The sequence below is a fragment of the Klebsiella sp. JB_Kp031 genome, assembly GCF_040064295.1.
GTDB lineage: Bacteria > Pseudomonadota > Gammaproteobacteria > Enterobacterales > Enterobacteriaceae > Klebsiella > Klebsiella quasipneumoniae.
Window position 1 is genome coordinate 61,590 of record NZ_JBEAJW010000033.1, and the last position, 22,074, is coordinate 83,663.

The following is a 22,074-nucleotide window of genomic DNA, read 5'->3' on the forward strand; positions in this document are numbered from 1 at the left end:
AATGACAATTATTAACCACACCCTCGGTTTTCCTCGCGTTGGCCTGCGTCGCGAGCTGAAAAAAGCGCAAGAGAGCTACTGGGCGGGCAATGTCACTCGCGAGGAGCTGCTGGCGGTAGGCCGGGAACTGCGCGCCCGTCACTGGGAGCAGCAGAAGCAGGCCGGTATTGACCTGCTGCCGGTGGGCGATTTCGCCTGGTACGACCATGTTCTGACCACCAGCCTGCTGCTTGGCAACGTGCCGGCTCGTCATCAGAACAAAGACGGCTCTGTCGATATCGATACCCTGTTCCGCATTGGCCGCGGCCGCGCGCCCACCGGCGAGCCAGCGGCCGCCGCGGAAATGACCAAGTGGTTCAACACCAACTATCACTACATGGTGCCGGAGTTCGTGCAGGGCCAGCAGTTCAAACTGACCTGGACCCAACTGCTGGATGAAGTGGACGAAGCGCTGGCGCTGGGCCACAAGATCAAGCCCGTGCTGCTGGGGCCGGTGACTTATCTGTGGCTGGGCAAAGTGAAAGGCGAACCGTTTGACCGTCTGAGCCTGCTGAATGCCATCCTGCCGGTTTATCAGCAGGTGCTGGCCGAACTGGCGAAGCGCGGCATTGCGTGGGTGCAGATTGATGAACCGGCGCTGGTGCTGGAGCTGCCGCCAGCGTGGCTGGAGGCCTTTAAACCGGCTTATGACGCCCTGCAGGGCCAGGTCAAACTGCTGCTGACCACCTATTTTGAAGGCGTTAGCGACAATCTCGAGACCATTGCTGCGCTACCGGTCCAGGGGCTGCACGTCGATCTGGTCCACGGTAAAGATGATGTCGCCGAACTGCATAAACGTCTGCCGGCCGACTGGCTGCTGTCCGCCGGCCTGATCAACGGGCGTAACGTCTGGCGCGCCGATCTCGCCGAAAAGTATGCGCAAATTAAAGACCTCGTCGGTAAGCGCGAGCTGTGGGTCGCTTCATCCTGCTCTCTGCTGCACAGCCCGATCGACCTGAGCGTGGAGACGCGCCTTGATGCGGAAGTGAAGAGCTGGTTTGCCTTCGCTCTGCAAAAATGCGGTGAGCTGGCGCTGTTGCGCGATGCGCTGAACAGCGGCGATACCGCGGCGATTACCGAGTGGAGCGCGCCAGTCCATGCTCGTCGCCATTCGTCTCGGGTACACAACCCGGCGGTGGAAAAACGGCTGGCGGCGATCACTCCTCAGGACAGCCAGCGCGCCAGCCCCTATGAGGTTCGCGCTCAGGCACAGCGTCAACGCTTTAACCTGCCGGCCTGGCCGACCACCACCATCGGGTCATTCCCGCAGACGACCGAGATCCGCGGCCTGCGCCTGGACTTCAAAAAGGGAAATCTTGACGCCAGTCATTATCGTACCGGCATTGCGGAACATATTAAGCAGGCGATCGTCGAGCAGGAGCGGTTAGGATTAGACGTACTGGTGCACGGGGAAGCCGAGCGGAACGATATGGTGGAATACTTCGGTGAACATCTGGACGGTTTCATCTTCACGCAAAACGGCTGGGTGCAGAGCTATGGCTCCCGCTGCGTGAAGCCGCCGGTGGTGATCGGCGACGTCAGCCGTCCGCAGGCGATCACCGTCGAATGGGCGAAGTACGCGCAGTCGCTGACCGACAAGCCGGTGAAAGGGATGCTCACTGGACCGGTGACGATTCTGTGCTGGTCCTTCCCGCGGGAAGACGTCAGCCGTGAAACCATCGCGAAACAGATTGCGCTGGCCCTGCGTGATGAAGTGGCGGATCTGGAGGCGGCCGGTATCGGCATCATCCAGATTGATGAACCAGCCTTGCGCGAAGGTTTACCGCTGAAGCGCAGCGACTGGGATGCCTATCTGCAGTGGGGTGTGGAAGCCTTCCGTCTTAACGCTGCGGTGGCCAAAGACGATACTCAGATCCATACCCACATGTGCTATTGCGAGTTCAACGACATCATGGACTCCATCGCCGCGCTGGATGCTGACGTGATCACCATTGAAACCTCGCGTTCCGACATGGAACTGCTGGAGTCGTTCGAAGTGTTCGAGTATCCCAATGAGATCGGGCCGGGAGTATATGATATTCACTCGCCAAACGTACCGAGCGTGGAGTGGATCGAAGCGCTGCTGGAAAAAGCCGCGCAGCGTATCCCGGCGGAGCGGCTGTGGGTCAACCCGGACTGCGGCCTGAAAACCCGCGGCTGGCCGGAGACGCGCGCCGCGCTGGCGAATATGGTGCAAGCGGCGCGGAATCTGCGCCAGTCCGCTTGATCGTCACCGGAAAAATCAAAAAGGAGGCATTTGCCTCCTTTTTTCATGCTTTGGGCGATTACCCTTTTTTTCCGCCATACTGCGCAAACCAGGCCAGCATTCGCTGCCAGCCGTCTTTGGCTGACTCTTCGTGATAGCTGGCGCGATAGTCGGCGTTAAAGGCGTGATCGGCTTCGGGATAGACCACGATTTCCGCTGTGGCGTTAGCCGCCCGCAGCGCCTGACGCATCGTCTCGACGGTGTCCTGCGGAATGCTGGCGTCTTTCGCACCGTACAGGCCGAGCACCGGGGCGTTGAGATCGACGGCGATATCCACCGGATGTTTTGGCGAATTCAGCGATTTTTCTCCCACCAGCTTGCCGTACCAGGCCACTGCCGCTTTAAGCTGCGGGTTATGTGCGGCATACAGCCAGGTGATGCGTCCGCCCCAGCAGAAGCCGGTGATCAGCAGACGATGGGCATCGCCGCCATGACGCGCCGCCCAGCTGGCGACGTGGTCGAGATCCGCCAACACCTGCGCGTCCGGCACCTTGGTAACCAGCTCTTTAAACAGGGTTGGGATATCGTGATACTCATTCGGATCGCCCTGACGGAAGTACAACTCAGGCGCGATAGCCAGATAGCCTTCCTGCGCCAGGCGGCGACAAAGATCGCGAATATGCTCATGCACGCCGAAAATTTCCTGTACCACGATGACGATCGGCAATGGGCCATCGACGTTTTTCGGACGGGCATGGTAAGCCGGCATGTTTTCACCCTGAGAGGGAATAGAGGTCTCTCCGGCGACAATATGCTCTTCCGGCGTATGAACGGCGGTTGCGGCGTGCGGCGAGGCTGCAGGTGCGAATCCAGGTTGCTTGGTGGTGGTCATGGTATTCTCCGTACCCTTATTTATTAGCGCATCAGTAACTATAGACCCTTTACCTTTAGTTCGGGCGGTAATAAAGCACAGTGCCTGAAAGCGGCTATCTTTTGTTCTGTGACGATGAATATAACTTGTTAATGTGATTTGTATCACTATTTACTGAAAAACAACTGCAATCATTATTGTTCTTGGTGACTATCATCACAAAATGTTGCCTGGGGCTTCTGTACAGTACCGTTTTGCTTCTGCTGATAATTCGACCCACAGAGGAGTTTTTTATGTCCAAGTCTGATGTTTTTCATCTCGGCCTCACCAAGAACGATTTACAAGGGGCTACGCTGGCTATCGTCCCTGGCGATCCGGAGCGTGTGGAAAAGATCGCCGCGCTGATGGATAAGCCGGTTAAGCTGGCATCCCACCGCGAATTTACCTCCTGGCGCGCGGAGCTGGACGGCAAACCGGTGATCGTCTGCTCCACTGGCATCGGCGGCCCGTCTACGTCTATCGCTGTGGAAGAGCTGGCGCAGCTTGGCGTACGTACCTTCCTGCGCATTGGCACCACCGGCGCCATTCAGCCGCACATCAACGTTGGCGATGTGCTGGTCACCACCGCCTCCGTGCGTCTTGACGGCGCCAGCCTGCACTTCGCGCCGATGGAATTCCCGGCCGTCGCAGATTTCGCCTGCACCACCGCGCTGGTGGAAGCGGCGAAATCCATTGGCGCCACCACCCATATCGGCGTGACCGCCTCCTCGGATACTTTCTACCCGGGCCAGGAGCGTTACGACACCTTCTCCGGTCGCGTGGTGAGCCGCTTCAAAGGCTCTATGGAAGAGTGGCAGGCGATGGGCGTGATGAACTATGAAATGGAATCCGCTACGCTGCTGACCATGTGCGCCAGCCAGGGCCTGCGCGCCGGGATGGTGGCTGGGGTTATCGTTAACCGTACCCAGCAAGAGATCCCTAACGCCGAAACCATGAAGCAAACCGAAAGCCACGCGGTGAAAATCGTCGTCGAAGCGGCGCGCCGTCTGCTGTAATTAAACCGCTTTCCCTTCAGGCCGGATCCTCCGGCCTTTTTTTTGCGTCGCCTCTCGCAGGAAATTCCTTTTAAACTGGACGTTTGTACAGCACAATTCTATTTTGTGTCATCAGGTTATCGCAGGGGGCGTCGTGGATCTCTCCATTATTATCAGCGCGGTTATCGCACTGGCTGCCGGGTTAATCGTCGGCTGGCTGGCGACCAAAGCGCGCGCCGATCAAATTCGGGCCGATCTTATCGAGGAGCGGCGAGAGCTGGATATTGAGCTGAGCGCTGCCCGTCAGCAACTGGTACAGGAAGCCCACTGGCGTGAAGAGTGCGAGCTGCTGAACAACGAGCTGCGCAGCCTGCGGGATATCAATACCTCGCTGGAGGCCGATCTGCGTGAGGTTACCACCCGGCTCGAATCCACCCAGCTGCATGCGGAAGATAAGATCCGCCAGATGGTGAACAGCGAGCAGCGCCTGAGCGAGCAGTTTGAAAACCTCGCCAACCGCATTTTCGAACACAGCAACCGACGCGTCGATGAGCAAAATCGCCAGAGCCTGCATGGCCTGCTGACACCGCTGCGCGAACAACTGGACGGGTTCCGCCGGCAGGTGCAGGAGAGCTTCGGTCAGGAGGCGCGAGAAAGGCACACCCTGGCGCATGAGATCCGCAACCTGCAGCAGCTGAACGCGCAGATGGCGCAGGAGGCGCTGAACCTGACCAAAGCGCTGAAGGGCGATAACAAAACCCAGGGCAATTGGGGGGAAGTGGTTCTCACCCGCGTGCTGGAGGCCTCCGGCCTGCGGGAAGGCTATGAGTACCAAACCCAGGTCAGCATCGAGACCGACAACCGCTCGCGGATGCAGCCGGACGTCATCGTGCGCCTCCCGCAGGGTAAAGACGTGGTTATCGACGCCAAAATGACCCTGGTCGCCTATGAGCGTTATTTCAACGCCGAGGACGACTACACCCGCGAAGTCGCGCTGCAGGAGCACCTTGCTTCGGTGCGAAATCATATTCGCCTGCTGGGGCGCAAGGATTATCAGCAACTGCCAGGCCTGCGCTCCCTAGACTATGTGCTGATGTTTATTCCCGTCGAGCCGGCATTCTTGCTGGCCATCGACCGTCAGCCCGAGCTCATCAGCGAGGCGCTGCAAAATAATATTATGCTGGTTAGCCCGACGACGCTGCTGGTGGCCCTGCGCACCATCGCCAATCTGTGGCGTTATGAGCACCAAAGCCGCAACGCGCAGAAGATCGCCGAGCGGGCGGGGCGCCTTTACGACAAAATGCGCCTGTTTGTGGACGATATGTCCGCTATCGGCCAGAGTCTGGATAAAGCGCAAGAGAACTATCGCCAGGCGATGAAAAAGCTCGCTTCCGGGCGCGGTAATCTTCTGGCCCAGGCGGAGGCTTTTCGCGGGTTGGGCGTGGAGGTTAAGCGCGGGATTAATCCTGATTTAGTTGAACAAGCCATTGCTCAGGACGATCAATATCGTCTCGAAGAGGAGGATAACCTGCCGGAAAGTGAGGCATTTTCACCCGACTCTGCCGAGCCGGTGCGTAGCCGGGAGGCGGCTCCGCCACGCTGAAACGTATGGGAAATGCGCTGAGTCTGATACACTCAGTGAACATTTTCTTGAAAAGCAAGCAGGCATAAAGATGGTTGAGGATTCACAAGAAACGACGCACTTTGGCTTTCAGACGGTCGCTAAAGAGCAGAAAGCAGACATGGTGGCGCATGTATTCCATTCTGTCGCCGCAAAGTATGATGTGATGAATGACTTGATGTCGTTTGGTATCCATCGTTTGTGGAAGCGTTTCACCATCGACTGCAGCGGCGTACGTCGCGGGCAGACCGTGCTGGATCTGGCGGGGGGGACCGGTGATTTGACGGCTAAGTTTTCCCGTCTGGTAGGGGAAACCGGCCGCGTTATGCTTGCTGATATCAATGATTCAATGCTCAAAATGGGCCGCGAAAAGCTGCGCAATATCGGCATCGTGGGTAACGTTGAGTATGTTCAGGCCAACGCGGAAGCCCTACCGTTTGCTGATAATACCTTTGACTGCATCACCATCTCTTTCGGTCTGCGTAACGTGACCGACAAAGAGAAAGCGCTGCGCTCGATGTACCGCGTGCTGAAGCCGGGTGGACGTCTGCTGGTGCTGGAGTTTTCTAAACCCATTATCGAACCGCTGAGCAAAGCCTACGACGCTTACTCCTTCCATATCCTGCCGAAAGTGGGCGAGCTGGTGGCAAAAGATGGCGACAGCTATCGCTACCTGGCGGAATCTATTCGTATGCATCCGGACCAGGAAACCCTGAAAGGGATGATGCAGGATGCAGGCTTCGAAAGCGTGGACTACTACAACCTGACGGCGGGTATCGTTGCTTTGCATCGCGGTTACAAGTTCTGACAGGAGGGACGCTATGCCTTTCACACCCCTGGTGACCGCTGGCATTGAAACGGCGCTAAATACTTTCCTCTGGCGCGACAAAGCGCTAAAACCCGCCCGCCAGCGCCTGCTGGGCAAGGTGTTGCGGGTACAGCTGCAGGATTTCGCTACGCCCGTGGTGCTGGTGTTCAGTGAACGCCAGGTTGATGTTCTGAGCGCCTGGGACGGAGAGGCTGACTGCACCGTGATTACCCGGCTCAGCGTGCTGCCAAAACTACGCAACCGTCAACAACTGACGGCGCTTATCCGTAGCGGCGAGCTGGAAGTGCAGGGCGATCTGCAGGTGGTGCAGAACATGGTCACCCTGTGCGATCTGGCAGAGTTCGATCCCGCTGAGCTGCTGGCGCCTTATACCGGTGACATCGTGGCCGAAGGCGTCGGTAAAGTCCTCCGCGGCGGCGCTCAGTTTTTACTGAAGGGCGCGCAGCGCCAGCAGCGTTATGTCGCTGAAGCGATCACTGAAGAGTGGCGCCTGGCACCGGGGCCGCTGGAGCTGGCCTGGTTTGCTGAAGAGACGACGGCTATTGAACGCGCGCTGGCCGCACTGGAAAAACGGCTGGAAACGCTGGAGGGCAAATGACGCCAGGAGAATTACGGCGCCTGTATTTCATCATCCACACCTTTTTGAGCTACGGGCTCGATGAGCTTATCCCCAAAATGCGGATCACGCTGCCGCTGCGTATCTGGCGGCGGATGCTCTTCTGGATGCCAAACCGCCATCAGGATCAACCTCTTGGCGCCCGTCTGCGGCTGGCGCTCCAGGAGCTGGGGCCGGTGTGGATTAAATTCGGCCAGATGCTTTCCACGCGGCGGGATCTCTTTCCTCCGCATATTGCCGATCAACTGGCGCTGTTGCAGGACCGCGTGGCGCCCTTTGAAGGGAAGCTTGCGCAGCAGCAGATAGAAAAAGCGATGGGTGGCCTGCCGGTGGAGGCCTGGTTTGATGATTTCTCCGTTGAGCCGTTAGCCTCGGCGTCTATCGCCCAGGTGCATACCGCGCGTCTGAAAGAGAACGGCAAAGAGGTGGTGATCAAGGTTATCCGTCCGGATATCTTGCCGATCATTAAAGCGGACATGAAGCTCATCTACCGCCTGGCGCGCTGGGTGCCGCGACTGCTGCCTGACGGCCGCCGTCTGCGCCCGCAGGAGGTGGTTCGTGAGTATGAAAAAACGCTGCTGGACGAGCTGAACCTGCTGCGGGAATCCGCCAACGCCATTCAGTTGCGGCGTAATTTCGAAGACAGCCCGATGCTGTATGTGCCGGAAGTGTACCCCGATTACTGCAGCGAAAGCATGATGGTGATGGAGCGCATCTACGGCATTCCGGTGTCCGACGTGGAGGCGCTCGAGGCTCAGGGAACCAATATGCAACTGCTGGCGGAGCGGGGTGTGCAGGTCTTCTTCACCCAGGTGTTCCGCGACAGCTTTTTCCATGCCGATATGCACCCTGGCAACATCTTCGTCAGCTACGAGCACCCGGAAGATCCGCAGTATATTGGCATCGACTGCGGCATTGTCGGCTCGCTGAACAAAGAAGATAAGCGCTATCTGGCGGAAAACTTTATCGCCTTTTTCAACCGTGATTATCGTAAGGTTGCCGAGCTGCACGTCGACTCCGGTTGGGTTCCGCCGGACACCAATGTTGAAGAGTTTGAGTTCGCGATCCGCACGGTCTGCGAGCCCATCTTTGAGAAGCCGCTGGCGGAGATCTCCTTCGGCCACGTGCTGCTAAATCTGTTCAACACCGCGCGGCGCTTCAATATGGAAGTCCAGCCGCAGCTTGTTTTGCTACAGAAGACATTACTTTACGTAGAAGGGGTAGGCCGGCAGCTCTATCCTCAGTTAGACTTGTGGAAAACGGCGAAGCCTTTCCTTGAGTCGTGGATCAAAGATCAGGTCGGTATTCCGGCGCTGGTGCGCGCGTTTAAAGACAAAGCGCCGTTCTGGATCGAAAGAATGCCTGAAATACCTGAGCTGGTGTATCAGAGCCTGCAGCAGAGCAAACAGCTGCAGACCAGCGTCGATACTATCGTGCGGGATATGCATGTGCGTCATGTGCGCCAGGGTCAATCCCGTTATCTGTTTGGTATAGGCGCGGTTTTATTGCTCAGTGGTACGCTGCTCTTTATCCATCGCCCTGAGTGGGGAATGATGCCCGGCTGGCTGATGGCCGGCGGTATCGTGACCTGGCTGATTGGCTGGCGAAAAACCCGCTGATCGGTTCGCCTCTTCATGACGCAGGCTTATTTGCGCAAAATCATGCCGGTGGCCTGACGGCGAGGCGGCTGGCAGGATGGCGTGTATAATGCGTCCACATAATTCATCATCTGTCATAGGGGAACGTGTATGGGTGGTATCAGTATTTGGCAGTTATTAATTGTTGTCGTCATCGTAGTTCTGCTTTTCGGGACGAAGAAGCTGAGCTCACTGGGGTCAGACTTAGGGGCATCCATCAAAGGCTTTAAAAAAGCCATGAGTGATGATGATAAACCTGAAAAGTCGGCGCCAGACGCAGATTTCACGGCGAAAACTATCGCCGATAAACAGGATGATGCAAAAAAAGACGAGACAAAACGCCACGACAAAGAGCAGGTGTAACTCGTGTTCGATATTGGTTTTAGTGAACTACTGCTGGTGTTTGTGATTGGCCTCATCGTTCTGGGGCCACAGCGGCTTCCCGTCGCGGTTAAAACGGTGGTTGGCTGGATCCGTACGCTACGGTCGCTGGCGACCACGGTACAGAATGAGCTGGCTCAGGAGCTAAAACTGCAGGAGTTCCAGGAGAGCCTCAAGAAGGTGGAAAAGGCCAGCCTGAATAACCTGACGCCGGAGCTGAAAGCCTCCATGGATGAGCTGCGCGAGGCCGCGGAGTCGATGAAGCGCTCCTATAGCGCCCACGATCCGGAAAAGGCCAGTGACGAAGCGAATACCATCCATAATCCGGTGGTGAAAGGCAGCGAAGCGCAGCGGCAGGACGTCACGCCGGCGACGGCAGAACATCAGGCTAGCGCTCCGGTTCATGCGCCGGATCCCGTGGCCGACGAGCAACCCGCTTCACCGGCAGAGAAAACATCCGCTACGGCGGCTGCCCCCCATTCTTCCCCCGCATCGAGTGATAAACCGTAAACATGGGCGTAGACGATACACAACCGCTAATTTCGCATCTGATTGAGCTGCGCAAGCGTCTGCTCAACAGCATCATTGCTATCCTGGTGATCTTCCTGGCGCTGGTCTATTTCGCCAATGATATCTATCAGCTGGTCTCGGCCCCGCTTATCAGCAAGATGCCGGTAGGCGCGACGATGATCGCCACCGATGTCGCTTCACCTTTCTTTACGCCGATAAAGCTGACCTTCATGGTGTCGGTGATCCTGTCGGTGCCGATTATTCTGTATCAGGTATGGGCCTTCGTCGCGCCGGCGCTGTATAAGCATGAGCGCCGGCTGGTGGTGCCCTTACTGGTCTCCAGCACGCTGCTGTTCTATATCGGTATGGCTTTCGCGTATTTTGTCGTGTTTCCGCTGGCGTTCGGCTTCCTTACCCATGCTGCCCCGGAGGGGGTGCTGGTCTCGACCGATATCCGCAGCTATCTCGACTTCGTGATGGCGCTGTTTATGGCGTTTGGGGTCTCTTTTGAGGTGCCGGTCGCCATTGTGCTGCTCTGCTGGATGGGCGTCACCACGCCGGAAGAGCTGCGCAAAAAGCGGCCGTATGTACTGGTGGGCGCCTTCGTGGTGGGGATGCTGCTGACGCCGCCGGACGTGTTCTCGCAGACGCTGCTGGCTATTCCGATGTACTGCCTGTTTGAAGTCGGAGTGTTCTTCGCCCGCTTCTACACCGGAAAGCGCCTGACGCGTGATGACGATGCCGCGGCCGAAGCTGAAGCCGCTGAGCACAGAGAAGAGTAATACCCCCAACCGCCCGTCAGGGCGGTTGTCATATGGAGCGATCATGTTTGATATCGGCGTTAATCTGACCAGTTCGCAGTTTGCCCGCGACCATGATGAGGTGGTGGCGCGCGCCCGGGCGGCAGGGGTTCACGGCATGCTGCTGACCGGCACAAATTTACCGGAGAGCCAGCAGGCGCAGAGAATGGCGAGTCATTACGCCGGCTGCTGGTCCACGGCGGGGGTTCATCCCCATGACGGCAGCAGCTGGACGCCAGCGGTCGCCGAGGCGATTTATGCCCTCGCCCGCGAGCCGCAGGTGGTGGCGATAGGGGAGTGCGGTCTGGATTTTAATCGTAATTTCTCCACGCCCCAGGAGCAGGAGGAGGCGTTCAGTGCCCAGCTGGCGCTGGCCGCCGAGCTGTCGATGCCGGTTTTTTTACACTGCCGCGACGCCCACGACCGGTTTCTGGCGCTGCTTAAACCCTGGCTCGGGAAGATCCCGGGCGCGGTGCTGCACTGCTTTACCGGCAGCCGCAGCGAGGTGCAGGAATGTCTGGATCTGGGGCTGTTTATCGGCATAACCGGTTGGGTATGCGATGAGCGGCGAGGGCTCGAGCTGCGGGAGCTATTGCCGGCGATCCCGGCGGAACGTCTGCTGCTGGAAACTGACGCGCCCTATCTGCTGCCGCGCGACCTCAAGCCGAAACCCGCCTCGCGTCGTAACGAGCCCGCGTATTTGCCGCATATCCTGGCCAGCGTCGCGGCCTGGCGCGGCGAGGAGGCGCAGTGGCTGGAGGCGCAAACGGACGCAAATGTCAGGGCGCTGTTTGGCGTCGACGTTAACGGCGCTTAGATTTTCTGGAAATCGGTGTTTTTAACGCTCTGCAGGACTTGCTTATTCAGCAGGTTTAACAGCAACATAGAGCGTGCTTCACCGTCCGGCTCGGTAAAGATAGCCTGTAAGCCTTCGAACGCGCCGTCGGTGATCAGTACGCTATCGCCCTCATGCGGCGTTTCCGGGTCGGTAATGCCTTCCGGTTTGTAGATAGAGAGCTGGTGGATGACCGCCGAGGGGACGATAGCGGGTAGGGCGCCAAAGCGCACGAAGTTGTTAACCCCGCGGGTGGCGCTGATGGTGGTGGTATGAATCACCTCTGGATCGAACTCAATAAACAGGTAGTTCGGGAACAGCGGTTCGCTGACCATGGTGCGTTTACCGCGAATGATTTTTTCCAGCGCAATCGTCGGCATCAGGCAGTTAACTGACTGACGTTCCAGATGTTCCTGGGCTCGTTGTAGCTGCCCACGTTTGCAATACAGTAAGTACCAGGCTTGCATAATGACTCATTCCACTTCTAATAACGGCAAGCATAACAAATGGCTGGTGTAATCGCGAAAGCCATTATAATTGAAATCCAAATTTCAGCGTTCTTTCACGCTAATTTAACAAAATTACAGCATCTCGCCGTTGAACACCGTATAATTAGCCGCCTGTAGAGAGGTCAATAACACTTTCATGAAATATCACGATCTTCGCGACTTTCTGACACTCCTGGAACAACAGGGCGAACTAAAACGTATCACTCTGCCGGTCGATCCTCACCTGGAAATCACCGAAATTGCCGACCGCACCCTGCGCGCTGGCGGTCCTGCGCTGCTGTTTGAGAATCCGAAAGGCTATACCATGCCGGTGCTGTGCAACCTGTTCGGCACGCCGCGGCGCGTGGCGCTGGGGATGGGCCAGGAGGACGTCAGTTCGCTGCGCGAGGTGGGTAAGCTGTTAGCCTTTCTGAAAGAGCCTGAGCCGCCCAAAGGTTTCCGCGATCTGTTTGATAAGCTGCCGCAGTTTAAGCAAGTGCTGAATATGCCCACCAAACGTCTGCGCGGCGCCCCCTGTCAGCAAAAAATCATCCAGGGCGATGACGTCGACCTGAGGAAAATCCCGATTATGACCTGCTGGCCGGAAGATGCCGCGCCGCTGATCACCTGGGGGCTGACGGTGACCCGTGGGCCGCACAAAGAGCGGCAAAACCTGGGGATTTATCGCCAGCAGCTGATTGGCAAAAACAAACTGATTATGCGCTGGCTGTCTCATCGCGGCGGCGCGCTGGATTTCCAGGAGTGGTGCGCGGCGCGTCCGGGGGAACGCTTCCCGGTTTCTGTGGCGCTCGGCGCCGACCCGGCGACCATTCTTGGTGCAGTGACCCCGGTGCCGGATACGCTGTCGGAATATGCCTTTGCCGGGCTGCTGCGCGGCACCAAAACCGAAGTGGTGAAATGCGTCTCGAACGATCTTGAAGTGCCTGCCAGCGCAGAGATTGTGCTGGAAGGTTATATCGAGGCCGGGGAGATGGCGCCGGAAGGTCCGTATGGCGACCATACCGGCTACTACAATGAAGTAGACCAGTTCCCGGTGTTTACGGTCACCCATATTACCCAGCGTGAAGACGCGATTTATCATTCGACCTATACCGGCCGTCCGCCGGATGAGCCTGCGGTGCTGGGCGTGGCGCTGAATGAAGTCTTCGTCCCGATCCTGCAGAAACAGTTTCCGGAAATTGTCGATTTCTATCTGCCGCCGGAAGGGTGCTCCTACCGCCTGGCGGTGGTGACGATGAAAAAACAGTACGCAGGCCATGCCAAGCGCGTGATGATGGGCGTCTGGTCGTTCCTGCGCCAGTTTATGTACACCAAATTCGTGATTGTCTGCGATGACGATGTTAACGCCCGCGACTGGAACGATGTGATTTGGGCGATCACTACCCGTATGGACCCGGCTCGTGATACGGTACTGGTAGAGAATACGCCAATTGATTATCTGGATTTTGCCTCGCCGGTTTCCGGCCTGGGTTCAAAAATGGGGCTGGATGCCACCAATAAATGGCCTGGCGAAACCCAGCGTGAATGGGGTCGCCCAATCAAAAAAGATCCTGCCGTCACGGCGCGCATTGACGCCATCTGGGATGATCTGGCCATCTTTAAACAACAGTAAGCGGGGCTAACGCCGCTGTTTTGCTCTTTAGACCCGACAGAGGGGACGCATGACAACCTTAAGCTGTAAAGTGACCTCGGTGGAGGCGATTACCGATACCGTGTATCGTGTTCGATTAGTACCGGAAGCGGCATTCTCTTTCCGCGCTGGCCAGTATCTGATGGTGGTAATGGATGAGCGCGACAAACGCCCATTCTCCATGGCCTCCACGCCGGCGGAACAGGAGTTTATCGAACTGCATATCGGCGCCTCGGAGCTCAATCTGTACGCGATGGCGGTCATGGATCGCATCCTGAAAGAGCGTGAAATTGAGGTTGATATTCCGCATGGCGAAGCCTGGCTGCGTGAAGATGAAGACCGCCCGCTGATTTTGATTGCCGGCGGTACCGGCTTCTCTTATGTGCGTTCTATTCTGCTCACCGCGCTGTCACGCAATCCTCAGCGCGATATCGCGATTTACTGGGGCGGTCGCGAGACCAAACATCTGTACGATCTGGCCGAGCTGGAAGCCTTGAGCGTCAAGCATCCAAATCTGCGCATCGAGCCGGTGGTTGAGCAGCCGGAAGAGGGCTGGCGTGGGCGTTCCGGCACCGTGCTGACCGCGGTGCTGCAGGATTACGGTACCCTGGCCGATCACGATATCTATATTGCCGGGCGTTTCGAGATGGCTAAGATTGCTCGCGACCTGTTCTGCAACGAACGCGGCGCGCGCGAAGATCGCCTGTTTGGCGACGCGTTTGCCTTTATCTGATATCTGCAAATAAAAAACCCGCCCCTGACAGGCGGGAAGAACGGCAACTAAACTGTCTCTCTTCGCCAATGACGTCATCACTGCGTTGGCTGAGCTTGCTCACCCGAATCACTTACTTCAGTAAGCTCATCGGGATTCGCTCGCTTGCTGCCTTGTTCTGACGCCATTGGCTGTGAGATACCCTTTTGTAAATTTACACCCGCTCAAACACGGTGGCGATCCCTTGTCCCAGGCCGATGCACATGGTGGCGAGGCCGAACTGGGCATCTTTACGCTCCATCTGATTGATCAGCGTGGTGCTAATACGCGCCCCGGAACAACCCAGCGGATGACCGAGCGCGATCGCCCCGCCGTTGAGGTTGATCTTTTCATCGATCTGCTCCATCAGGCCCAGATCTTTAATGCACGGCAGGATCTGCGCGGCAAAGGCCTCATTCATTTCAAAGACGTCGATATCGCTGGTGGATAAGCCCGCTTTTTTCAGCGCCAGCTTCGAAGCGGGAACCGGGCCATAGCCCATAATAGACGGGTCGCAGCCGACCACCGCCATCGAACGGACGCGGGCGCGTGGCTTCAGACCCAGTTCGCGGGCGCGGCTTTCGCTCATCAGCAGCATCGCCGCCGCGCCATCGGAAAGGGCGGAAGAGGTGCCCGCCGTTACCGTACCGGTCACCGGGTCAAACGCCGGCCTTAGGGTAGACAGCGTCTCGACGGTGGTTTCCGGGCGGATCACTTCGTCATAGTTAAAGGACTTCAGTACGCCATCGGCATCGTGGCCGCCGGTGGGGATAATCTCGGCTTTGAATGCGCCGGACTGGGTCGCAGCCCAGGCGCGGGCGTGGGAGCGCGCGGCAAACTGATCCTGCATTTCCCGGCTAATGCCGTGCAAACGCGCCAGCATTTCAGCGGTCAGCCCCATCATCCCTGCCGCCTTTGCCACGTTACGGCTCAGGCCCGGGTGGAAATCGACGCCGTGGCTCATCGGCACATGGCCCATGTGCTCCACGCCGCCAATCAGGCAGACGCTGGCATCGCCGGTCATGATCATGCGTGCGGCATCGTGCAGCGCCTGCATGGAAGAACCGCACAGACGGTTAACCGTGTTTGCCGGTACCGAATGCGGGATCTCCGCCAGCAGCGCCGCGTTACGGGCGATGTTAAAACCCTGCTCGAGGGTTTGCTGTACGCAGCCCCAGTAGATATCGTCTATCGCGCTTGCCTCAAGCGACGGGTTGCGCGACAGCAGGCTGCGCATCAGGTGCGCGGAGAGGTCCTCCGCGCGCACGTGGCGAAATGCGCCGCCCTTTGAACGGCCCATCGGGGTGCGAATAGCATCGACAATGACAACCTGTTCCATTGTGACTCCTTAAGCCGTTTTCAGAGCGCCAACCGGACGGGCTGGCTCTACCTGGGGATAATACGCTTCGTTATGGCGCGCTTTGTCTCGCAGACCGGCAGGGACTTCATACAGCGGCCCAAGGTGCTGGTACTGCTGCGCCATATCGAGATACTTCGCGCTGCCGATGGTATCCAGCCAGCGGAAGGCGCCGCCGTGGAACGGAGGGAAGCCGAGGCCGTATACCAGCGCCATATCCGCTTCCGCCGGGCTGGCGATAATGCCTTCTTCCAGGCAGCGGACGACTTCGTTAACCATCGGGATCATCATGCGGGCGATAATCTCTTCATCGCTGAAATCGCGCTTCGGCTGGCTGACGTCGGCCAGCAGGCTGTCGACGGCAGCATCTTCTTCTTTCTTCGGCTTACCTTTGCTGTCTTCTTTATAGCGCCAGAAGCCGAGGCCGTTCTTCTGCCCGAAACGGTTGGCGTCAAACAGGGCGTCGATAGCGTCGCGATAATCTTTCTGCATCCGCTGCGGGAAACCCGCCGCCATGACCGCCTGAGCATGGTGCGCGGTATCGATGCCGACCACGTCCAGCAGATAAGCTGGGCCCATCGGCCAGCCAAACTGTTTCTCCATCACTTTGTCGACTTTGCGGAAATCCGCCCCGTCGCGCAGCAGCTGGCTAAATCCGGCGAAGTAGGGGAACAGCACGCGGTTGACGAAGAAACCGGGACAATCATTGACCACGATTGGCGTCTTGCCCATTTTGCTGGCCCAGGCCACCACTTTGGCAATGGTCTTATCCGAGGTTTTTTCGCCGCGAATCACTTCAACCAGCGGCATGCGATGCACTGGGTTAAAGAAGTGCATGCCGCAGAAGTTCTCCGGGCGCTGCAGAACGCTGGCCAGCTCGCTGATTGGGATCGTTGAGGTGTTGGATGCCAGTACGGTATCCGGGCGCACTTTCTCTTCGGTTTCCGCCAGCACCGCTTTCTTCACTTTCGGGTTTTCCACCACCGCTTCAACGACCACGTCCACGCGATCAAAACCGCTATACTCCAGCGTCGGCTGAATGGTGCTTATGACTCCGGCCAGCTTCAGACCGTCAATTTTGCCGCGTTCCAGCTGTTTATTCAGCAGCTTCGCCGCTTCGGTCATCCCAAGGGTCAGCGATTTGTCGCTAATGTCTTTCATCACCACCGGCACGCCCTTCCAGGCCGACTGGTATGCGATACCGCCGCCCATAATGCCAGCGCCCAGTACGGCAGCATGCTTCGGTGTTTCGACATCTTTGGTCAGTTTTTTCGCTTTCGCTTTGACGTACTGGTCGTTCAGGAAGATACCGACCAGTGCGCGGGCCTCGTTGGTATGAGCCAGCGGGACAAAGCTTTTATTTTCCAGCACCAGAGCTTCTTCACGACCAAGACGCGCAGCGGCTTCGATGGTTTTCACCGCGGTGATCGGCGCCGGATAATGCTTCCCGGCGGTTTGCGCGACCATGCCTTTGGCGATGGTGAAACTCATCGTCGCTTCAATTTTGCTGAGTTTCAGCGGCTCCAGCTTCGGTTGACGTTTCGCTTTCCAGTCCAGGTCGCCCTGAATCGCCTGGCGCAGGATCGCCAGCGCGCCGTCGCGCAGTTTTTCCGCGGCGACCACGCCATCCACCAGGCCGATTTTCAGCGCTTGCTCGGCGCCGACATCTTTCCCGGCAGCAATGATCTCCAGCGCGCTGTCGGCGCCGAGCAGGCGCGGCAAACGGACTGAGCCGCCGAAGCCTGGCATAATGCCGAGTTTGGTTTCCGGCAGACCAATGCGCAGATCCGGCGTCGCCAGGCGGTAATCGGTCGCCAGGACACATTCACAACCGCCGCCCAGCGCGTAACCATTGACGGCAGAGATAGTGGGGACGGGAAAATCTTCCAGACGGTTGAAGACGCTGTTAGCAAAATGCAGCCATTGGCTTAACTGCTCCTCAGGGACCAGGAACAGTGAGAGGAATTCAGTGATATCCGCGCCGACGATAAACGCCGCTTTTTCAGAGCGCAGCAGCAGGCCTTTGAGATCGTTTTGTTTTTCCAGTACATCCAGCGCGTGACCGAGGCTGGCTACGGTTGCGGTATCAAGCTTGTTGACCGAACCTGGGGCATCGAACACCAGTTCGGCGATGCCATCTTCCAGCCAGTCGAGGTACAGGGTGTCGCCTTTGTAGAGCATGTCAGTCTCCTGAATCCAGCAATATGATCTGGTCATACCAGATGAGACGGAGTGTGGAATTTATGTTAAAGAATTGCAAATTACTCTTTAAATAATTGCTGGTCGGATCACATCCGGCGGAAATCACCCGCACGCAGGTCGATGTGCTAAGATGCGGAGTATCACGATCCCATAAAAGCAAAGGACAAAAGATGGAATCCCTGGCCGCGCTCTATAAAAATCATATTGTTACCCTACAAGAACGTACCCGCGACGTCCTGGCCCGTTTTCAGATGGATGCTCTGCTGATTCACTCCGGCGAGCTGGTTAACGTCTTCCTTGATGACCATCCATACCCGTTCAAGGTCAATCCGCAGTTCAAAGCCTGGGTGCCGGTGACTCAGGTGCCTAACTGCTGGTTGCTGGTGGACGGTGTGAATAAACCGAAGCTGTGGTTCTATCTGCCGGTTGATTACTGGCATAACGTTGAGCCGCTGCCGACCTCGTTCTGGACCGAAGAGGTCGATGTGGTCGCGCTGCCGAAGGCCGATGGCATCGGCAGCCAACTGCCTGCCGCTCGCGGTAATATTGGCTATATCGGGCCGGTGCCGGAGCGCGCGCTGGGCCTGGGAATCGCCGCGGATAAGATCAACCCGAAAGGGGTTATCGATTATCTGCATTACTACCGGGCTTACAAAACCGATTACGAGCTGGCCTGTATGCGTGAAGCGCAGAAGTCGGCGGTGAATGGTCATCGTGCGGCCTATGAGGCTTTCCAGTCCGGGATGAGCGAATTCGATATCAACCAGGCCTATCTTACCGCCACCGGTCACCGCGATACCGACGTGCCTTACAGCAACATCGTGGCGCTGAACGAGCATGCTTCCGTCCTGCACTACACCAAACTGGACCATCGCGCTCCGGCGGAGATGCGCAGCTTCCTGCTCGACGCCGGCGCGGAATATAACGGCTATGCCGCGGATCTGACGCGGACCTGGGCGGCACACGGCGATAACGATTTCGCCCATCTGATTAAAGACGTTAACGACGAGCAGCTGGCGCTGATTAGCACCATGAAAGCCGGGACGCGCTACGTTGATTACCATATCCAGTTCCATCAGCGTATTGCGAAGCTGCTGCGTAAACATCAGTTAGTCACTGACATGAGCGAAGAGGCGATGGTGGAGAACGATCTGACCGGGCCATTTATGCCGCACGGGATTGGTCATCCGCTGGGTCTGCAGGTGCATGATGTTGCTGGCTTTATGCAAGACGACTCCGGTACGCATCTGGCGGCGCCAGCGAAATACCCGTATCTGCGCTGCACCCGTATTATCGAGCCGCGGATGGTGTTGACCATTGAACCCGGCATCTACTTTATCGAGTCGTTACTGGCGCCGTGGCGTGAAGGCCCGTTCAGCAAGCACTTCAACTGGCAAAAAATTGACGCCATGAAGCCATTCGGCGGGATCCGTATCGAAGATAACGTGGTGGTTCACGAAAACAGTATCGAAAACATGACGCGCGACCTGAAGCTGGCCTAATGGAGAGCTGGTTAATCCCGGCGGCGCCAGTTTCCGTCGTTGAGGAGATCAAAAAGAGCCGTTTTATCACGCTGTTGGCGCATACCGACGGCGTGGCGGCGGCGAAAGCCTTTGTCGAGTCGGTCAGAGCGGATCACCCCGATGCCCGCCACCACTGCGTGGCGTGGGTCGCCGGACCGCCTGATGATTCGCAACAGCTTGGGTTCTCAGACGATGGCGAACCGGCGGGAACGGCGGGTAAACCGATGCTGGCGCAGTTGATGGGTAGCGGCGTCGGTGAGATAACCGCTGTCGTCGTACGTTATTACGGTGGTATCCTGCTGGGCACCGGCGGCCTGGTGAAAGCCTATGGCGGCGGTGTCCATCAGGCGCTGGCGCAGTTGACGACGCTGCGCAAGACGCCGTTAACGGCATATACTTTGCAATGTGAATATGGGCAACTGGCCGGCGTTGAAGCGTTGCTCGCCCAATTTTCCGGGAATGTCGTTGAAAGCGAATATCTGGCGTCGGTTCGGCTGTGCGTGGCGCTTCCCCAGGCCGAAGTGGCGGCTTTTTCAGCAAAACTGGCTGATTTTAGTCGCGGTTCATTGCAATTGCTGAAGATTAACGAATAATCCCCTCTGTTTTTTTTGCCTATCAAAGGAAGCGCCAGAGATGCATTTTCGCGCCATAACCCGAATCGTTGGACTGCTGGTCATCTTATTCTCGGGGACAATGATCGTCCCGGGATTAGTGGCCCTGATATATCGCGATGGCGCGGGACGGGCCTTCACTCAAACTTTTTTTGTCGCTCTGGCGATCGGCTCCATGCTGTGGTGGCCGAACCGTAAGCAAAAGGGCGAACTGAAATCTCGTGAAGGGTTTCTGATCGTGGTGCTGTTCTGGACCGTGCTGGGTAGCGTAGGGGCCTTGCCCTTTATATTCGCCGAACAGCCGAACCTGACGGTGACGGATGCCTTCTTCGAATCATTTTCCGGCCTGACGACGACCGGGGCGACCACCCTGGTGGGGCTGGACTCGCTTCCGCACGCTATCCTTTTTTACCGGCAGATGCTGCAGTGGTTCGGCGGCATGGGGATCATTGTGCTGGCGGTGGCCATTCTGCCTATCCTCGGCGTCGGGGGAATGCAGCTCTACCGCGCGGAAATGCCCGGCCCGCTGAAAGATAACAAGATGCGCCCGCGCATCGCCGAGACGGCAAAGACATTGTGGCTTATCTATGTGTTACTAACGGTCGCCTGCGCATTGGCGCTCTGGTTTGCCGGTATGCCGGCCTTCGATGCGATAGGGCACAGCTTCGCCACCATCGCTATCGGCGGTTTCTCGACTCACGATGCCAGCGTCGGCTATTTCAACAGCCCGATGATCAACTCCATCATTGCCATCTTCCTGCTGATCTCCGGCTGTAACTACGGTCTGCATTTTTCGTTGTTGAGCGGACGCAGCCTGAAGGTGTACTGGCGCGACCCTGAGTTTCGAATGTTCATTGGCGTCCAGTTGACGCTGGTCATCGTCTGTACGCTGGTGCTATGGCTTCATAACGTGTACGGCTCGGTGCTGACGACGCTGAATCAGGCGTTTTTCCAGGTGGTGTCGATGGCGACCACCGCAGGATTCACAACCGATAGCATTGCGCGCTGGCCGCTGTTCCTGCCGGTGCTGCTGCTGTGCTCCGCATTTATCGGCGGCTGCGCTGGCTCCACGGGCGGTGGCTTAAAGGTGATCCGTATCCTGTTGCTGTTCAAGCAGGGCAACCGTGAGCTTAAGCGTCTGGTTCACCCGAATGCGGTGTATAGCATTAAATTAGGTAACCGCGCGCTGCCGGAACGTATTCTGGAAGCGGTGTGGGGATTCTTCTCCGCCTATGCGCTGGTCTTTATCATTAGTATGCTGGCTATTATCGCCACCGGGGTGGATGACTTCTCTGCTTTCGCCTCCGTGGTGGCGACATTGAACAACCTCGGGCCTGGGCTCGGCGTCGTCGCGGACAACTTTGCCACCATGAACCCGGTCGCGAAATGGATCCTGATTGCTAATATGCTGTTTGGTCGTCTGGAAGTGTTCACCTTACTGGTGCTCTTTACTCCCACTTTCTGGCGCGAATAACAGGAGTGCTCGTGAAAACTTTAATTCTCTTTTCCACCCGCGACGGGCAGACCCGTGAAATCGCTTCGTTTCTCGCCTCTGAGCTGAAAGAGCTGGGTATCGATGCGGATACCCTGAATCTGAACCGTACCGATAACGTGGAATGGCATCATTATGATCGCGTGGTGATTGGCGCATCGATTCGCTACGGACACTTTCATCCGGCGGTGGACCGCTTTGTGAAAAAGCACCTGGCAGCATTGCAGGCGCTGCCGGGGGCATTCTTTTCGGTGAACCTGGTTGCGCGCAAACCCGAGAAGCGCACGCCGCAGACCAATAGCTATACGCGCAAGTTTCTGCTCAACTCGCCTTGGCAGCCGCAGAGCTGCGCGGTGTTTGCCGGGGCGCTACGTTACCCGCGTTACCGCTGGTACGATCGGTTTATGATCCGCCTGATTATGAAAATGACCGGGGGCGAAACGGATACCCGTAAAGAAGTGGTCTATACCGACTGGCAACAGGTCTCCCGATTTGCCCGAGAAATCGCGCAAATGATCAGCAAACCGGGCGTTTAAACAGCGTCTTGATGGAAAAGCGAGCGAACGAAAAGTTTTTTTGCATTTCCCCTTGTCACCTCGGAATTACTCCCTATAATGCGC

20 protein-coding genes are annotated in these 22,074 nt (G+C 57.4%); 16 read left to right on the top strand and 4 right to left on the bottom strand.

Annotation, left to right across the window (positions count from 1 at the left end; all coding sequences use genetic code 11):
• The first annotated feature begins 1 nt into the window (after position 1).
• Positions 2-2,266, top strand: a complete 2,265-nt coding sequence (gene metE / locus ABLV64_RS15750; RefSeq protein ID WP_017899389.1) for a 5-methyltetrahydropteroyltriglutamate--homocysteine S-methyltransferase — start codon at positions 2-4, stop codon at positions 2,264-2,266.
• A 58-nt stretch (positions 2,267-2,324) separates the two neighbouring features.
• Here the strand turns inward: metE and ABLV64_RS15755 are convergent, their stop codons facing one another.
• A complete protein-coding gene (locus ABLV64_RS15755; protein ID WP_004886756.1) occupies positions 2,325-3,137 on the bottom strand; it encodes a dienelactone hydrolase family protein in 813 nt (270 codons plus the stop codon).
• Between the two features lie 272 nt (positions 3,138-3,409).
• On the opposite strand from ABLV64_RS15755, the gene udp reads away from it, so the two are divergent.
• From udp to tatD, 9 genes are all read left to right on the top strand, one after another.
• Positions 3,410-4,171: a uridine phosphorylase gene (gene udp, locus ABLV64_RS15760; protein WP_002883419.1), complete on the top strand. Its 762-nt coding sequence runs from the start codon at positions 3,410-3,412 to the stop codon at positions 4,169-4,171.
• A gap of 133 nt (positions 4,172-4,304) precedes the next feature.
• A complete protein-coding gene (gene rmuC, locus ABLV64_RS15765; RefSeq protein WP_094308974.1) occupies positions 4,305-5,753 on the top strand; it encodes a DNA recombination protein RmuC in 1,449 nt (482 codons plus the stop codon).
• Positions 5,754-5,823: 70 nt separating this feature from the next.
• On the top strand, positions 5,824-6,579 hold the full coding sequence (ubiE, locus tag ABLV64_RS15770; protein ID WP_004886751.1) for a bifunctional demethylmenaquinone methyltransferase/2-methoxy-6-polyprenyl-1,4-benzoquinol methylase UbiE: 756 nt from the start codon (positions 5,824-5,826) through the stop codon (positions 6,577-6,579).
• 13 nt (positions 6,580-6,592) lie between these two features.
• The gene (locus ABLV64_RS15775) at positions 6,593-7,198 is read left to right on the top strand and encodes an SCP2 domain-containing protein (protein WP_004886750.1); all 606 of its coding nucleotides are present in this window, start codon (positions 6,593-6,595) and stop codon (positions 7,196-7,198) included.
• Positions 7,195-8,835 carry a ubiquinone biosynthesis regulatory protein kinase UbiB gene (ubiB, locus tag ABLV64_RS15780; RefSeq protein ID WP_004886748.1) on the top strand — a complete coding sequence of 547 codons (1,641 nt, stop codon included), beginning with the start codon at positions 7,195-7,197 and terminating at the stop codon, positions 8,833-8,835. The genes ABLV64_RS15775 and ubiB overlap by 4 nt, the downstream gene beginning before the upstream one ends.
• A 129-nt stretch (positions 8,836-8,964) precedes the next feature.
• Positions 8,965-9,216 (top strand): Sec-independent protein translocase subunit TatA, encoded by a 252-nt coding sequence (gene tatA, locus ABLV64_RS15785; RefSeq protein ID WP_002883425.1) that lies wholly within the window; start codon positions 8,965-8,967, stop codon positions 9,214-9,216.
• Positions 9,217-9,219: 3 nt separating this feature from the next.
• On the top strand, positions 9,220-9,744 hold the full coding sequence (gene tatB / locus ABLV64_RS15790) for a Sec-independent protein translocase protein TatB (RefSeq protein ID WP_057212548.1): 525 nt from the start codon (positions 9,220-9,222) through the stop codon (positions 9,742-9,744).
• Positions 9,745-9,746: 2 nt separating this feature from the next.
• Entirely contained in the window at positions 9,747-10,526 is a 780-nt protein-coding gene (tatC, locus tag ABLV64_RS15795; protein WP_004886745.1) for a Sec-independent protein translocase subunit TatC, read from the top strand.
• Positions 10,527-10,569: 43 nt separating this feature from the next.
• Positions 10,570-11,361, top strand: a complete 792-nt coding sequence (gene tatD, locus ABLV64_RS15800) for a 3'-5' ssDNA/RNA exonuclease TatD (RefSeq protein ID WP_106939574.1) — start codon at positions 10,570-10,572, stop codon at positions 11,359-11,361.
• Here the strand turns inward: tatD and rfaH are convergent.
• Positions 11,358-11,846 (bottom strand): transcription/translation regulatory transformer protein RfaH, encoded by a 489-nt coding sequence (gene rfaH, locus ABLV64_RS15805; protein ID WP_004886742.1) that lies wholly within the window; start codon positions 11,844-11,846, stop codon positions 11,358-11,360. The two genes, tatD and rfaH, sit on opposite strands and share 4 nt — an antisense overlap.
• Positions 11,847-12,024: 178 nt before the next feature.
• Here rfaH and ubiD point away from each other — a divergent pair, with 178 nt between their 5' ends.
• A complete protein-coding gene (ubiD, locus tag ABLV64_RS15810) occupies positions 12,025-13,500 on the top strand; it encodes a 4-hydroxy-3-polyprenylbenzoate decarboxylase (protein WP_004886738.1) in 1,476 nt (491 codons plus the stop codon).
• A gap of 49 nt (positions 13,501-13,549) precedes the next feature.
• On the top strand, positions 13,550-14,251 hold the full coding sequence (gene fre / locus ABLV64_RS15815; protein ID WP_004886735.1) for an NAD(P)H-flavin reductase: 702 nt from the start codon (positions 13,550-13,552) through the stop codon (positions 14,249-14,251).
• A gap of 193 nt (positions 14,252-14,444) precedes the next feature.
• On the opposite strand, the gene fadA is transcribed toward fre, so the two are convergent.
• A complete protein-coding gene (gene fadA, locus ABLV64_RS15820; protein WP_004886733.1) occupies positions 14,445-15,608 on the bottom strand; it encodes an acetyl-CoA C-acyltransferase FadA in 1,164 nt (387 codons plus the stop codon).
• 9 nt (positions 15,609-15,617) lie between these two features.
• On the bottom strand, positions 15,618-17,807 hold the full coding sequence (gene fadB / locus ABLV64_RS15825; protein ID WP_217325170.1) for a fatty acid oxidation complex subunit alpha FadB: 2,190 nt from the start codon (positions 17,805-17,807) through the stop codon (positions 15,618-15,620).
• Positions 17,808-17,998: 191 nt separating this feature from the next.
• Between fadB and pepQ the strand changes: the two genes are divergently transcribed.
• From pepQ to hemG, 4 genes are read left to right on the top strand one after another with little or no spacing between them, the layout of a single operon-like run.
• Positions 17,999-19,330 carry a Xaa-Pro dipeptidase gene (gene pepQ, locus ABLV64_RS15830; protein ID WP_004886728.1) on the top strand — a complete coding sequence of 444 codons (1,332 nt, stop codon included), beginning with the start codon at positions 17,999-18,001 and terminating at the stop codon, positions 19,328-19,330.
• Positions 19,330-19,944 (top strand): IMPACT family protein, encoded by a 615-nt coding sequence (locus tag ABLV64_RS15835; RefSeq protein ID WP_348843313.1) that lies wholly within the window; start codon positions 19,330-19,332, stop codon positions 19,942-19,944. Before pepQ ends, ABLV64_RS15835 begins: the two co-directional genes overlap by 1 nt.
• A 40-nt stretch (positions 19,945-19,984) precedes the next feature.
• On the top strand, positions 19,985-21,436 hold the full coding sequence (trkH, locus tag ABLV64_RS15840) for a Trk system potassium transporter TrkH (RefSeq protein ID WP_004886724.1): 1,452 nt from the start codon (positions 19,985-19,987) through the stop codon (positions 21,434-21,436).
• An 11-nt stretch (positions 21,437-21,447) separates the two neighbouring features.
• Positions 21,448-21,990 carry a menaquinone-dependent protoporphyrinogen IX dehydrogenase gene (hemG, locus tag ABLV64_RS15845; protein WP_004886722.1) on the top strand — a complete coding sequence of 181 codons (543 nt, stop codon included), beginning with the start codon at positions 21,448-21,450 and terminating at the stop codon, positions 21,988-21,990.
• Positions 21,991-22,074 lie beyond the last annotated feature (84 nt).

What these genes read in the sequence shown, in the direction of transcription:
- metE (WP_017899389.1), top strand. Translation starts at nt 2, where the DNA reads ATGACAATTATTAACCACACCCTCGGTTTTCCTCGCGTTGGCCTGCGT.
- ABLV64_RS15755 (WP_004886756.1), bottom strand. Translation starts at nt 3,137, where the DNA reads ATGACCACCACCAAGCAACCTGGATTCGCACCTGCAGCCTCGCCGCAC.
- udp (WP_002883419.1), top strand. Translation starts at nt 3,410, where the DNA reads ATGTCCAAGTCTGATGTTTTTCATCTCGGCCTCACCAAGAACGATTTA.
- ubiE (WP_004886751.1), top strand. Translation starts at nt 5,824, where the DNA reads ATGGTTGAGGATTCACAAGAAACGACGCACTTTGGCTTTCAGACGGTC.
- ABLV64_RS15775 (WP_004886750.1), top strand. Translation starts at nt 6,593, where the DNA reads ATGCCTTTCACACCCCTGGTGACCGCTGGCATTGAAACGGCGCTAAAT.
- ubiB (WP_004886748.1), top strand. Translation starts at nt 7,195, where the DNA reads ATGACGCCAGGAGAATTACGGCGCCTGTATTTCATCATCCACACCTTT.
- tatA (WP_002883425.1), top strand. Translation starts at nt 8,965, where the DNA reads ATGGGTGGTATCAGTATTTGGCAGTTATTAATTGTTGTCGTCATCGTA.
- tatC (WP_004886745.1), top strand. Translation starts at nt 9,747, where the DNA reads ATGGGCGTAGACGATACACAACCGCTAATTTCGCATCTGATTGAGCTG.
- tatD (WP_106939574.1), top strand. Translation starts at nt 10,570, where the DNA reads ATGTTTGATATCGGCGTTAATCTGACCAGTTCGCAGTTTGCCCGCGAC.
- rfaH (WP_004886742.1), bottom strand. Translation starts at nt 11,846, where the DNA reads ATGCAAGCCTGGTACTTACTGTATTGCAAACGTGGGCAGCTACAACGA.
- ubiD (WP_004886738.1), top strand. Translation starts at nt 12,025, where the DNA reads ATGAAATATCACGATCTTCGCGACTTTCTGACACTCCTGGAACAACAG.
- fre (WP_004886735.1), top strand. Translation starts at nt 13,550, where the DNA reads ATGACAACCTTAAGCTGTAAAGTGACCTCGGTGGAGGCGATTACCGAT.
- fadA (WP_004886733.1), bottom strand. Translation starts at nt 15,608, where the DNA reads ATGGAACAGGTTGTCATTGTCGATGCTATTCGCACCCCGATGGGCCGT.
- fadB (WP_217325170.1), bottom strand. Translation starts at nt 17,807, where the DNA reads ATGCTCTACAAAGGCGACACCCTGTACCTCGACTGGCTGGAAGATGGC.
- pepQ (WP_004886728.1), top strand. Translation starts at nt 17,999, where the DNA reads ATGGAATCCCTGGCCGCGCTCTATAAAAATCATATTGTTACCCTACAA.
- ABLV64_RS15835 (WP_348843313.1), top strand. Translation starts at nt 19,330, where the DNA reads ATGGAGAGCTGGTTAATCCCGGCGGCGCCAGTTTCCGTCGTTGAGGAG.
- trkH (WP_004886724.1), top strand. Translation starts at nt 19,985, where the DNA reads ATGCATTTTCGCGCCATAACCCGAATCGTTGGACTGCTGGTCATCTTA.